Source organism: Bacillus sp. SRI_025 (assembly GCF_057592095.1).
Genome location: NZ_JBYEGB010000002.1, coordinates 1 through 12,405, shown reverse-complemented (window position 1 = coordinate 12,405; position 12,405 = coordinate 1). Strand labels below are relative to the sequence as shown.

Annotated in this window: 11 protein-coding genes, 6 tRNA genes and 1 pseudogene; 6 read left to right on the top strand and 12 right to left on the bottom strand. The window is 42.6% G+C overall.

Going from position 1 to position 12,405, the window contains the following annotated elements:
- The first annotated feature begins 21 nt into the window (after positions 1-21).
- The 3 genes from AC20OE_RS04885 to AC20OE_RS04875 all read left to right on the top strand — a co-directional run bounded on the left by AC20OE_RS04885 (position 22) and on the right by AC20OE_RS04875 (position 1,512).
- On the top strand, positions 22-1,068 hold the full coding sequence (locus AC20OE_RS04885; protein WP_169510868.1) for a cytochrome d ubiquinol oxidase subunit II: 1,047 nt from the start codon (positions 22-24) through the stop codon (positions 1,066-1,068).
- 68 nt (positions 1,069-1,136) lie between these two features.
- Positions 1,137-1,295, top strand: coding sequence for a DUF1540 domain-containing protein (locus AC20OE_RS04880; RefSeq protein WP_008342921.1), 159 nt, complete (start codon positions 1,137-1,139; stop codon positions 1,293-1,295).
- A gap of 25 nt (positions 1,296-1,320) precedes the next feature.
- Positions 1,321-1,512 carry a hypothetical protein gene (locus tag AC20OE_RS04875; RefSeq protein ID WP_041086813.1) on the top strand — a complete coding sequence of 64 codons (192 nt, stop codon included), beginning with the start codon at positions 1,321-1,323 and terminating at the stop codon, positions 1,510-1,512.
- A gap of 105 nt (positions 1,513-1,617) precedes the next feature.
- Here AC20OE_RS04875 and menC read toward each other — a convergent pair whose 3' ends face one another.
- The 6 genes and pseudogenes from menC to AC20OE_RS04845 form a co-directional block, all read right to left on the bottom strand.
- The gene (gene menC / locus AC20OE_RS04870; RefSeq protein ID WP_099663582.1) at positions 1,618-2,742 is read right to left on the bottom strand and encodes an o-succinylbenzoate synthase; all 1,125 of its coding nucleotides are present in this window, start codon (positions 2,740-2,742) and stop codon (positions 1,618-1,620) included.
- A complete protein-coding gene (locus tag AC20OE_RS04865) occupies positions 2,729-4,189 on the bottom strand; it encodes an o-succinylbenzoate--CoA ligase (protein WP_059375213.1) in 1,461 nt (486 codons plus the stop codon). Before AC20OE_RS04865 ends, menC begins: the two co-directional genes overlap by 14 nt.
- 73 nt (positions 4,190-4,262) lie before the next feature.
- Positions 4,263-5,081 (bottom strand): 1,4-dihydroxy-2-naphthoyl-CoA synthase, encoded by an 819-nt coding sequence (gene menB / locus AC20OE_RS04860; protein ID WP_039180914.1) that lies wholly within the window; start codon positions 5,079-5,081, stop codon positions 4,263-4,265.
- Positions 5,082-5,095: 14 nt separating this feature from the next.
- Positions 5,096-5,923 (bottom strand): annotated as a pseudogene (menH, locus tag AC20OE_RS04855) (2-succinyl-6-hydroxy-2,4-cyclohexadiene-1-carboxylate synthase).
- Positions 5,905-7,650, bottom strand: coding sequence for a 2-succinyl-5-enolpyruvyl-6-hydroxy-3-cyclohexene-1-carboxylic-acid synthase (menD, locus tag AC20OE_RS04850; RefSeq protein WP_487268582.1), 1,746 nt, complete (start codon positions 7,648-7,650; stop codon positions 5,905-5,907). The pseudogene menH and the gene menD overlap by 19 nt, the downstream one beginning before the upstream one ends.
- Positions 7,643-9,061 carry an isochorismate synthase gene (locus tag AC20OE_RS04845; protein WP_372555977.1) on the bottom strand — a complete coding sequence of 473 codons (1,419 nt, stop codon included), beginning with the start codon at positions 9,059-9,061 and terminating at the stop codon, positions 7,643-7,645. The genes menD and AC20OE_RS04845 overlap by 8 nt, the downstream gene beginning before the upstream one ends.
- Positions 9,062-9,439: 378 nt before the next feature.
- Here AC20OE_RS04845 and AC20OE_RS04840 point away from each other — a divergent pair, with 378 nt between their 5' ends.
- From AC20OE_RS04840 to AC20OE_RS04830, 3 genes are all read left to right on the top strand, one after another.
- Positions 9,440-10,378, top strand: a complete 939-nt coding sequence (locus tag AC20OE_RS04840; RefSeq protein WP_039183276.1) for a 1,4-dihydroxy-2-naphthoate polyprenyltransferase — start codon at positions 9,440-9,442, stop codon at positions 10,376-10,378.
- Between the two features lie 117 nt (positions 10,379-10,495).
- Positions 10,496-11,230, top strand: coding sequence for a TraR/DksA C4-type zinc finger protein (locus AC20OE_RS04835; RefSeq protein WP_372555976.1), 735 nt, complete (start codon positions 10,496-10,498; stop codon positions 11,228-11,230).
- An 86-nt stretch (positions 11,231-11,316) separates the two neighbouring features.
- The gene (locus tag AC20OE_RS04830; RefSeq protein WP_024424942.1) at positions 11,317-11,793 is read left to right on the top strand and encodes a TspO/MBR family protein; all 477 of its coding nucleotides are present in this window, start codon (positions 11,317-11,319) and stop codon (positions 11,791-11,793) included.
- A gap of 77 nt (positions 11,794-11,870) precedes the next feature.
- Here AC20OE_RS04830 and AC20OE_RS04825 read toward each other — a convergent pair.
- The 6 genes from AC20OE_RS04825 to AC20OE_RS04800 all read right to left on the bottom strand — a co-directional run bounded on the left by AC20OE_RS04825 (position 11,871) and on the right by AC20OE_RS04800 (position 12,381).
- Positions 11,871-11,942, bottom strand: a tRNA-Glu gene (locus tag AC20OE_RS04825).
- 9 nt (positions 11,943-11,951) lie between these two features.
- Positions 11,952-12,042: transfer RNA gene (locus tag AC20OE_RS04820), tRNA-Ser, on the bottom strand.
- Positions 12,043-12,045: 3 nt separating this feature from the next.
- A tRNA-Asn gene (locus tag AC20OE_RS04815) sits at positions 12,046-12,120 on the bottom strand.
- A gap of 6 nt (positions 12,121-12,126) precedes the next feature.
- Positions 12,127-12,203, bottom strand: a tRNA-Ile gene (locus AC20OE_RS04810).
- Between the two features lie 17 nt (positions 12,204-12,220).
- Positions 12,221-12,294 (bottom strand) — tRNA-Gly (locus tag AC20OE_RS04805).
- A gap of 11 nt (positions 12,295-12,305) precedes the next feature.
- Positions 12,306-12,381: transfer RNA gene (locus AC20OE_RS04800), tRNA-His, on the bottom strand.
- Between the last annotated feature and the right edge of the window lie 24 nt (positions 12,382-12,405).

Here is a 12,405-nt window from a genome sequence, read left to right as displayed (position 1 = left end):
AAGGGAGCGATCTTGATGCAAATGGATGTTACAACTGATGCGCTCATTGCAATCACCATCTTATGGGGATTCGTTTTTATCTATGCAGTGATGGCATCAATGGATTTCGGCGCAGGATTTTGGTCGATGATTTATATGAATAGAGAACAAACAAAGGCAGCTAATATCGCGAATAAGTATCTTTCTCCAACATGGGAAGTGACAAACGTCTTTATTGTGGCCATCGTTGTCGCATTGTTCAGCCTGTTTCCAGGTGCGACCTTTGTACTTGGTACCGTTTTATTAATACCCGGCAGCATCATCTTATTGCTTCTTGCACTACGAAGCGGATTTCTCGTGTTTTCTCATTCACTGCCTAAGAAATACAGAAAAGCGGTGACTTATATTTCAGGGATCAGCGGCTTTATCATTCCGTCCATCCTGATCATGGTTCTCCCAATTACCCATGGTGGATTTATCTTTCAGGAGAACAACGTCTACTCTTTAGATCTTGGACTGGTTTTTACAAGTGCAAATGTTTATTCTTTTGTCGGCTTTGCCATCTTCAGCACCCTTTTTCTTTCGTCCTTGCTTTTAGCTGATTTCTCTAATGTAGCTAATGAAGATGAAGCTTACAGCATTTATAGAAGAGGGGCGCTCATTACAGGTCCACTTTCACTCATGATGGCCTTTTTTATCATGCTGACATTACGAAGCGAGGCGAATTGGCTGTTCACAAAAATGATGCAGAACATCCCTATTCTTCTTGTATCTCTCCTAATGTTCCTGCTAGCAGGACTAGCTCTATTTTTACCAAACAGCCGTTTTAAGCATCGGAAAGGGAGACCACGCCTTGCCGTCATTGCGATTACCATTCAATATTTCTTAGCAAGCTACGTGTACGGACGTGCTCACTTGCCTTACATGGCCTATCCAGATATTACAATCATGTCTGGATTTACAGACCCTGTCACATTTAGGGCATTATTTATCACCTATATTGTAGGTTTTATCATCTTATTTCCTGGGTTCTATTTCTTCTGGAAATTATTTATGAAGGATAAGCGCTATATTCGTCAGGAAGATTAACATGAATGGACGAGCTTCATTTCGGTTACATTATAGATGAAAGACATACTCAAAAGGAGGTCATCTGTATGAGTCAAAAAATCCTTTGTGAAGTCAATAACTGTTCCTATTGGAATACTGGAAACCGCTGTGGTGCAGATGCAATCTATGTCGTCAGCCACACAGGAAATACGGCTGAGAAAAGTGAAGAAACGGATTGTAAAACGTTTAAACCACAAGATCTTTAAGTCTCATTAAAGGAGGCGCTTCAATTTGAAACACGATCGGCTGCTTCAAACGTTTTTTGACGAAATTCATGACGCGGATGAAGCCGCATTCCATCAAGCCGCTCACTCCTTTTTAAACCTTTGGGATTATGAATATGGACATGCAGCAAACATGCCCAATGAAATGCATCAGTATATCGGACAGCTTGCTTATGACAGCGAGCTGGTAGAAGAGTAAGAAAGAGCGGTTCACCGCTCTTTCTTTTTGTTCAGACAGGAAGGAAAAACTTTCCCTCACTATACATCCATTCTATTGGATAAGCAAAAGGTGATTTCTTCGTTTTTATCTCACAAAATCATGTTTTGTAAACACGTCGATTTTATCTGAAAACGAACGGAGCGCTTGGTAATCAACTTCCACGCCCATTCCTGGCGAGCGAGGCACCTCAATAAACCCATTTTCAACCTTAATTTCAGGAAAAATGATATCCTGCTCCCAAAATTTTGACGAAGCTGAAATATCACCGGGAATTGTAAATTGAGGAAGTGAAGCAAGTGCCACGTTCTGCGCGCGGGAAATACCTGTTTCAATCATCCCCCCGCACCATAACGGAATTTGATGCTCCTTACTGAACGTATGAATTTTAAGAGCCTCTGTCAGTCCGCCAACTCGTGAAGGCTTCACATTAATAATTTGACAGCTGCCAAGCTCTACAGCTTTTCTGGCATCATCTAAAGAACAAATACTTTCATCTAAACAAATCGGCGTTTTTAAATGTTTTTGCAAATGGCGATGGTCCACAATATCATCTGCAGCTAGAGGCTGTTCAATCATTAATAAGCGAATATCATCGAGCTGCTTGAGCTTGCTAATATCTTTTAATTCATAAGCAGAGTTTGCATCTGCCATTAATGGCAGATCAGGAAAAGACTCTCTTATCTTTTGAAGAAGTCCAATATCTTGTCCCGGTTTAATTTTTACCTTCACCCGCTGATAGCCTTGATCAACAAATTGCTGAATTTGCTCAAGCATATCGTCAATAGGGCCTAACCCCGCCACAACACCAGATGGTATTCTATCTTTTGTGCCGCCTAATACATCTCGTAAAGACTTATTCTCACGCTTCGCATAAATATCCCAAACAGCCGCTTCAATGCCTGCTTTGGCCATCCTATTGCCTTTAAATTGATACAGACTGTCAGGTATTTCTGAAGGATGTGTAAAGGTGCGCGTCAGCACGTTCGGGATAAAGAAAGCCCTCAGCATATGATAGCAAGTCTCAATTGTTTCTTCTGTATACCAAGGAGAAGAAAAAGCAGATACCTCTCCCCATCCAGTCAATCCTGTTTGATCTTTTACTTCAACAATAATAAACTCACGCTCTGAAATGGTTCCAAGACTTGTTGTAAATGGTTGTTTAAGCTTCATCGTGACATGATATAAAATTACTCGTTCAATTTGAATCATTTGAAAACCCCTTTGATCTGAGTCTGTGCCTTTGCAATTTATTCGATGCATTTCTTGGCAGCTCGTTCACAAAGTGAAAAGCGGCGGGCCATTTATATTTGGCTAAATGCGACTCACATAAAGCATAGAGCTCATTCTCCGGTATCTTATCATCCGTTACAAGGAAAGCAGCCGGTACCTCTCCCCATCTATCATCATACATACCCGTTACTCCGGCTTCCTTTACATGCGGATGTGTTAGAAGAACCGCTTCAATTTCCGCAGGATAAATATTTTCTCCGCCAGAAATAATCAAATCTGAACGGCGGTCAAGCACAAATAAGAACCCTTCCTCATCCACATAGCCAATATCCCCCGTCTTCAGCCAGCCCTCATGAAAGGCAGCCGCGGTCGCTTCTTCACGGTAAAGGTATCCTTTCATCACATTTGCACCTTTCACCATAATTTCGCCATGCTCAAAAGGACGGCAAATGCGATCACCATCTTGAATTTTCAGTTCACACCCAAAAAGAGGTTTTCCCGCTGACCCAAGCTTCTCTACACTAAATTCAGGTGCAAGCGTCACAATTTGTGAACAGGTTTCCGTCATACCGTACGATTGAAAAACAGGAAAGCCCTTCTCTTTGCTTTCTTGGAGCATCGCATATGGCGCAGGTCCTCCGCCTAATAAAAGACAACGCAAAGAAGACGGACATTCTTCTAGTCTGCTTAATAACCGAGATAACATCGTCTGCACAACAGAAATCATCGTCACACGATGCCGTTCAATACAACCCTTTACTTCATCAACGTCAAACTTCTGATGAAGCACGACTGTCATTCCATAGATTACAGACTTAAATAAGGCAGATAAACCGCTAATATGAAAAAGAGGCAGGGCAATGAGCCAGCGGTCATCCTCTCTGAGACCCAAATTCAATGCAGAGGAAACAGCACTATGAAAATGATTGCCAAACGTTTGCTCTACACCTTTTGGACGTCCTGTTGTCCCAGATGTATACATGATGGTTGCTGTTTCATTCAAATCAAATTCGCTCTCGATCTTTTTTTCATGGCCTTTCCCTGGTTGAGGTAAAGTTTCCATTGTATAAACGGGTAAATCACCCTCATGATCGCTCGCATAAATAGATTCCGTTAATAACGCCGCTGCTTTTGCATCTTCTAGCTGATAGCGCCTTTCAGCTTTTGTCAGCTTATTATTCAATAGCACGATTTTTAATCCTAATAAAAAACACGCATGTACAAGCATCACCATGTGAGGATGATTGTTCATCAAAAGCGCAACTGTTTCCCCTTTTTTCAATGATGCTTGTGCAAGTCTATTTGAAAGCTCGTCCGCTTCTTGAGCTAATTCGTGAAATGTCCACTCTTTCTCTTGATAAATAAGTGCGACTCGATCTGGTGTTAAATAGGCACGGTGCAGCAGCCAATTAGGTTGCTTCATCATGAGACACCTCCTTTTCGTAAAAGAAAACAGCTTAGTCTGATGCACTAAGCTGTTGTTCATTAATATCATTGAATCAAGGGAAACGCGGGAACTGACCGAAGTCCGGCTTGCGTTTTTCCTTAAAGGAATCGCGTCCTTCTTTTGCTTCATCTGTTGTGTAATAAAGAAGAGTCGCATCTCCTGCAAATTGCTGAATTCCAGCTAGCCCATCTGTATCTGCGTTAAATGCAGCCTTCAAGAATCGTAAAGCAGTCGGGCTCTTTTCTAGCATCTCCTCACACCACTTCACCGTTTCCTCTTCAAGCTGATCTAATGGGACAACTGTGTTAACAAGTCCCATATCAAGCGCTTCTTGTGCATTGTATTGACGGCATAAGTACCAGATTTCTCTCGCTTTCTTATGACCCACAATACGTGCAAGATAGCCTGAACCGTAACCGGCATCAAAGCTGCCTACTTTTGGACCTGTTTGTCCAAAAATCGCATTATCTGCTGCAATTGTCAGATCACACACTATGTGGAGAACGTGTCCGCCTCCGATTGCATAACCTGCAACCATCGCAACAACCGGTTTTGGAATGACACGAATCAAACGCTGTAAGTCTAATACATTTAGACGTGGAATTTGATCGTCTCCTACATAACCGCCATGGCCGCGGACTTTTTGGTCTCCACCAGAACAGAATGCTTTTCCGCCAGCACCTGCAAGTACGATCACACCAACTTCTGAATTATCACGAGCTCGTGAAAATGCATCAATTAATTCACTAACAGTCTTTGGGGTAAACGCGTTATGTACGTGTGGACGATTAATCGTAATCTTTGCGATACCATTGTACGTTTCATATAAAATTTCGTCATACTGACGCTCAGTTTGCCATTCAATAGCCATCAATATTTCCTCCTCTAATCTTGCGCTAAAATAAACTCACTTACTATTTTACCAAAAAACTGTGGTTGTTCCACATGAACTGTATGCCCAGCATGCTCAGCCAAAATGAATTGACTTCCTTTCAGCTCCTGCTACATACGTTTGCCGATATGGAAAAACTTTTCATCAAGAGTTCCGCAAATGAGCAAAACAGGCAAATGAATATGCTTTAATGCCTTCCAAACAGACGGCTGTGAACCTGTTCCGATGCCTTCTAAGCTGCGAGCCAGCCCAAGTGGATTGGCTTTCAGTCTTCCTTCTCTCAGTTGAGCCTGCTTTTCCGCTGATAAAGCTTTCTGCGAAGCAAACAAAGGAATGCTCTCCCAAAAATCCACAAACTTCACTAAGCCTTCATGCCTGATTTTTTGGGCGAGTTGATGATCCTGCTTCAGTCTTGCCATCCGCTCTTTAAATGTGCGAAGCCCTGGAGACGTACTCTCAAGGATCAGTTTGTTGACACGATCTGGATAACGAGCGGCAAATGATAAAGCAATACGCCCTCCCATAGAATATCCGAGAATATTCACTTTGTGAAGCTTTAATTGGTTTAAAATCTCTGCAAGATCTGCCAGCTGCTGAGACATCGCATATCTTCTCACACTTTCTGGCGAGTCCGTACGCCCATGTCCAAGCAAACTGACCTGAATCAGTCTTGTATTCTCCAAATTAGCATTCAAGAACGTCCAAGACGCTGCACTTCCAGTGAAGCCGTGTAAGCATAATGTGGCATTTGCTGCCGATGGGTTCTGATCCACCACTTCGTACGCTACCCCATCACGCATTCTTATGATGAGAGAAGGCATTCTTTTTTCACTTCTTCCAATATGTCATCCATCATTTGACGATGCTTGTCTACACGGGAATGACGATCTGTTTCAATTTCAATTAAATGAAGCCCAGGTTCATCGATATGCGCCATATACACATCATGCAACTCTTGTTTCGTTGCGGGTTTCGAATAGGTTCCCCCATATAACCTCGATGCATACTCAAAATTCAGTCCTGTCGGCGTTCCAAAGAGCTTTTCATAATACGGTTCATCAGACGCCTGTGGAAGGAAAGAAAAGATACCTCCCCCATCATTGTTTATTAAAACAACTGTCAGCGGAATGTCCATCAGCTTAGCTGCGAGCAGACCGTTCATATCATGATAAAATGATAAATCTCCAATGACTAAAGTGACAGGCTGCTTCAAAGCTGCATACGTGCCAAGTGCTGTAGACACAACGCCGTCAATGCCATTTGCTCCGCGATTCGCCATCATTCGAAAAGGCTTGGACTGAGTTTCAAAAAATGTATCTACATCACGAATCGGCATACTATTTCCGATAAAAAGGACACTCTCTTTTGGCAAGAGGTGCTGAAGCTGACGGTACACATTCCCTTCAAAGGACAAATCCTCATCTGAATAGTGGGCAGCATGCGTTCTGAATGAAGAATTAGCATTCTGCCATCGGTTTAAGAAACTTGTCTCTTTACGTTGGACTTCTTGATTTAATGCTGCATCTACAAAAGCAGCCACATGACTTTCTATAACGTACGAAGCACTTAACCCAGGATCACGGAAACCTCCGGCAGCATCTACAACAATCTGCTTCACTTCCGCATGTTTTTCCAGCCACTTGAATAAAGGCTTAGATACAGGCATCGATCCAAAACGAATGACCATATCCGGCAATAGATGCTGCTGTAATGCTTCATCTTTTAATAAAGAATCATACGCATCGATAATGAGATCTTCATTTTCATGCCCGTTGCGCAAAAGAGAAAGTGGGTCAGCTAAAATAGGTAAATGCAGGGCTTTCGAAAGGCGTAAAACCGCCTCTTTTTCTTCCTGTGTATGAAGTTCACCAGCCACAATCAATCCCTTTTTGGATTGGTTCATGACGGCTACGATTTCAGACATCACCCGATCATTAGGGAAAGCCTGACCTGATGCTAATACCTTTTTCGTATCCTCTTTTTCTCGCGCGAAAGGATTAATAGACAGATCAGGAAGCAATGGCTCTCTCAGAGGTACATTGACCTGAACAGGCCCCTTTGGCTCCTGCATCGACATGTGATTTGCTCTCGCAGCTGCCGCCTGAACATAACGCAACATCGTTTGACTGTCCTCCGGCAATGCTAAGTCTGTGAACCATTTAACAAACTTACCGAATAAGAATTGCTGATCAATCGCTTGAGGTGCCCCAACTTCCCTCAATTCGTGCGGCCGATCAGCAGTTAAAACAATAAGAGGTACACGAGAATAATGCGCCTCTACAACGGCTGGATAAAAGTTAGCAGCTGCCGTACCTGATGTACAAATAAGCAGCACTGGTGATTGACTTGCTTTTGCAAGACCAAGCGCATAAAAAGCAGCAGACCGTTCGTCCACTAAAACATGAACATGGATGTCTTGATGAGCAAGGGCCAGCATCGCAAGCGGAGTTGAACGAGAACCAGGACAGACAACTGCCTCTTTCACACCACCTTGGACGAATTCATCCATCAATCTGCCTATATATGTTGTCATGATGTGATTATTCAATAGGATGACCTCCAAGAGCAGACAGCATTGGTCTTAACTTCACTTGTGTTTCTTCATACTCCTGCTTTGCAAGGGAATCCTCTACAATTCCGCAGCCAGCGAACAAACGAACACGGTCTTCCTCAATAAGACCTGACCGAATGGCTACAGCAAATTCTCCATTATCCTGAGAATCAATCCAGCCTACCGGCGCTGCATACCAGCCGCGCTTTAGCGGTTCGATTTCACGAATCACTTCAACCGCCTTTTCCTTTGGATATCCGCCTAGTGCCGGCGTCGGATGGAGCTGCTCAATTAATGAAAAGAGGGAACAGCTGCTTTTAATTTCTCCCACAATCGGTGTAAACAAATGCTGAATGTTTTTTGTTTTATAAAGACTTGGTTGATTTGGTTTATGCACGTGAAGGCAATTGGCTTCAAATGCTTGCTCAATCATATTGACGACAATTTGATGTTCAATCAAATTCTTCTCATCATGCAGCAGTTCCTCGCCTAAAGCGTAATCCTCCGCTTCATCTTTTCCGCGAACAATGGAGCCTGCTAAACAGGATGAAAACACCTCTCCGCCGCTTTTTTTGACTAAGCGTTCCGGCGTTGCTCCGACAAATGCTTGTCTTCCCTGTTCAACCGCAAAAACATAACTCGTTGTTTGATGCTTTAATAATTCTGCTAATAGTGGAGCGAGTTCAATTTGATTTTTATAGTGAAGCAAGACTTCTCTTGCTAAAACAACCTTTTCATATTCGTTTGCACGAATGTGGTCTGTCGCTTCTTGGATCGCCTTCATCCATTCCTTCACATCCAGCTCTTCCACATGAACAAGTTCAGCTTGTCCACCAGTCCGTACTGGCAATGTCTCGAAACGAGAGGCTTTTTGTTCTAATTCCTGAATAAGCTGATGAACATTCCCGTCCACCTGCTTCCACTCATTGATCGTAAGAAAACTGCCTTCTTTTGAGACAGTCAGCATGATCGATGGCACAAAAAAATGAGCCTCGCCAAATGCTTCCCAATGACGCGCCTTCTCTTCATACGGATCAAACGAGAATCCTCCAAATAAAAGCGGACCAACAGCCGCTTGCTTTAACTCCTTTTCATCATGAAAATGGAACATGTGCTGCTTGAGCTGTTCCCATTCTTGATGGACTATATCGAATCGTTCCTTGCCTTGCTCAGATGATTTAATGACGGCCGCTCTGCCAAGTCCAGAAAATATCATTTGGCTTTCTGGATCAGACCAAAAAAACCGCTCGCCTAAAAAATCCGCTTCGCCGCTTTGGAAAAAGGCAAGAGGATCCAGATCGTCAACTCTTCTGGAGTAGCTTATCAAAACAGCATGGTTGACGTTATTCGCTTCTTCTAATGTCGCAAGCGCTTCCTGCCGGAAAGTACTTTGCACTGTTGTCACCATGATACATTCCTCCAAAATCCATGAATTACATAAAAAATAAAAACATAATGAAAAAATACATGAACATTCGAATATGTCGAATGACCTGCTTTTCTATTATAAACCTTAACAGATGAACTTAGTAAAGAAAACAGCTTCTAAAACCTCGAATCCTTATTATATCACGCTTTCAAGATTTTTTCGCTCTTGCTTATTGAAACGAGAGCATCTAAAGCAAAATGGCAGGACCGTTCTAAAATCAAGCTTTCCTTCGATATGGCAACGATTAGCAAACATCTTTTTCCCGATTCATCGCATCAATATATTGACACCTTTTTGAACTTTGCTAAACTGGAATTTGGACGTGTACGTATTTTTTTATTTAAAGGAGTATATTTTATGCAGCATCAATCGATATCAGATCAGCTTTCACCAATAAAGCCTGATAAAAACTGGCGAATTTGGTGGAATTTACTACGACCGCATACACTAACAGCGGCTTTTATTCCCGTTACTTTAGGAACTGTTTTAGCACTTCCAAGTGGTCAAATACATGTTGGGCTATTTTTAGCCATGCTGTTTGCATCTATGTTTATCCAAATCGCAACAAACATGTTTAATGAGTACTTTGATTATGTTCGCGGGCTGGACAACGAGAAATCTGTCGGCATCGGCGGAGCCATTGTAAGAAACGGTGTGAAGCCAAAGACAGTCCTCAGCCTCGCTTATGCACTATTTGCACTTTCTTTATTACTTGGGGTCTATATTTGCATGATGTCTAGTTGGTGGATTGCATTAATAGGACTTATTTGTATGGCAGCAGGCTATTTCTATACTGGCGGCCCTGTACCAATTGCATATACACCGTTTGGAGAACTTGTTTCAGGTGCTTTTATGGGATTAGGGATCATCCTGATTAGTTTCTATATCCAAACAGGCACACTGACGTCTAAAGCGGTTCTCATTTCACTACCAATTTCTATTTTAGTTGGTGCCATATTACTGTCGAACAATATCCGTGATTTAGACGGGGATAAGGAAAATGGACGAAAAACACTTGCCATCCTTGCTGGACGTAAAGCTGCAGTGAACATTTTACTTTCCATGTTTTTGGTATCATATGTACTCATTTTTGTTTATATCTTCACAGATATCGTCGGTCTTTGGAGTCTTCTTGTTTTACTCAGTGTGCCAAAAGCCTATACAGCCATTAAAGAGTTTAAGCAAAAAGAAAAACCGATTGAATTAATGAATGCCATGAAATCTACAGCTCAAACCAATACATTTTTTGGTTTTCTGCTGACGATCGCTTTGATCTTACAATACTATATCGCGTAACAAAGAACGCCTGCAGCCGCAGGCGTTTTTTAATTAGGAATTGCTTCAATTTGGAACTAGTCTTACATATAAAATTGCTCATACTAACAATATGTTTGATATGAAAGGATGATCGCTTTGTTGTCTAAAGACGAATTACATCATTTGAAGCAGCGCCTTCTCGATGAAAAGAAAGAACTTGAAGCCAAAAGCCATGACGATGAACAGAAAGTATCCTTTCCTTACGATTCAGTCGGTGAATTGTCTGCCTATGATAACCACCCGGGTGATCAAGGGACAGAACTGTTCGAGCGTGGGAAAGATATTGCTTTAAACAGCTTGGAACATGAACATATGTTAGACATCAATGAAGCACTTCAAGCCATTGCAGACGGCTCTTATGGACTATGCAAGGTCTGTAAGGCCCCTATTCCAAAGGAACGCTTAGAAGCCTTGCCTACTGCCGTCACATGCACAGAGCACTCAAAAGAACAGACCGTTTCACAAAACCGTCCGATTGAAGAGGATTTATTAAGTCCGCCAGCTGGACAATTTGAAAATGAAGAAAGTGCTGCGTACGACGGAGAGGATGCCTACCAAGACGTAGAACGCTACGGAAACTCTGATACCCCGTCTGATATGGAATTCCCACCTTTGACATACGATGATGTGTATACACAATCAGAAGATGAAGATTATGTGGAGGACTACGAAGGATTCGCAGCTGCTGATATTGAAGGAAAAGCAAGCAAGGTGTATCCGAACAAAGCACACGAGGCCTATGAAGAAGCATTAGACGAAGAAGGTGTCATGACGGTATTTGGTGACTTGAAACCGTTCGAGGAAGAACCTTATACAGAAGAAAATCATTAGTCCCCTCATATTGGGGGCTTTATGTTTATATCATGTAATGATTGGGAAATCACTTTAAGAGTGAATTTGATTGGAGGAGATTCTTGATGGCTAGAAAAAGTATCATTTGGGCGATTGTCGTCTTCTTTATTACATACGCACTATTCTCTATTGCCGGATTTTTGTTCCCCATCGACAGAGAATGGTATGACGCATTAAATAAACCAGAATGGACACCTGGTGGCGGTGTGATTGGTGCTGTGTGGGCTGTCTTATTTGCACTCATCTCATTGTCCGCAGCGATCATTTATGGAAAATATGGATTCCAAAAAATCACTTTACCATTTTGGATTCTTTTTCTTTTAAATTACGTATTCAATCAAGCCTTTAGCTTTTTTCAATTTACACAAAAGGATTTGTTTGTGGCTACGATCGACTGCCTGCTCGTTGCACTGACAGCACTTGCACTTGTCATCGTCTCACGTAAACTAAGCAAAGTCGTTCCAATTTTACTGATCCCTTATGTCTTATGGGGCTTCTTTGCGACATACTTGTCTTATACGATCTATTCCATGAATATGTAAAAAAAGACCGCCATGATAGCGGTCTTTCGTTTTGAAGAAAACAAAAAAGAGATCTTTGACAAGATCTCTTTTAAAAATGACCCGTACGGGATTCGAACCCGTGTTACCGCCGTGAAAGGGCGGTGTCTTAACCGCTTGACCAACGGGCCATACAATAATGGCGGAGAAGGAGGGATTTGAACCCTCGCGCCGCTTACGCGACCTACACCCTTAGCAGGGGCGCCTCTTCAGCCACTTGAGTACTTCTCCATTTGGCTCCGCAGGTAGGATTCGAACCTACGACCGATCGGTTAACAGCCGATAGCTCTACCACTGAGCTACTGCGGAAGATCATGGTGGGCCTGAGTGGACTCGAACCACCGACCTCACGCTTATCAGGCGTGCGCTCTAACCAGCTGAGCTACAGGCCCATGAACAGATATACAAATGGAGCGGGTGATGGGAATCGAACCCACGACATCAGCTTGGAAGGCTGAGGTTTTACCACTAAACTACACCCGCAAAAATATGTATGGGGCGATTGATGGGAATCGAACCCACGAGTGCCAGAGCCACAATCTGGTGCGTTAACCACTTCGCCACAACCGCCATACTATGAATATTTTTATAAAA

Coding starts and splice junctions, on each gene's coding strand:
- AC20OE_RS04845 (WP_372555977.1), bottom strand. CDS start 9,061: ATGGTGACAACAGTGCAAAGTACTTTCCGGCAGGAAGCGCTTGCGACA.
- menC (WP_099663582.1), bottom strand. CDS start 2,742: ATGATTCAAATTGAACGAGTAATTTTATATCATGTCACGATGAAGCTT.
- AC20OE_RS04880 (WP_008342921.1), top strand. CDS start 1,137: ATGAGTCAAAAAATCCTTTGTGAAGTCAATAACTGTTCCTATTGGAAT.
- AC20OE_RS04865 (WP_059375213.1), bottom strand. CDS start 4,189: ATGATGAAGCAACCTAATTGGCTGCTGCACCGTGCCTATTTAACACCA.
- menB (WP_039180914.1), bottom strand. CDS start 5,081: ATGGCTATTGAATGGCAAACTGAGCGTCAGTATGACGAAATTTTATAT.
- AC20OE_RS04830 (WP_024424942.1), top strand. CDS start 11,317: ATGGCTAGAAAAAGTATCATTTGGGCGATTGTCGTCTTCTTTATTACA.
- AC20OE_RS04885 (WP_169510868.1), top strand. CDS start 22: ATGGATGTTACAACTGATGCGCTCATTGCAATCACCATCTTATGGGGA.
- AC20OE_RS04840 (WP_039183276.1), top strand. CDS start 9,440: ATGCAGCATCAATCGATATCAGATCAGCTTTCACCAATAAAGCCTGAT.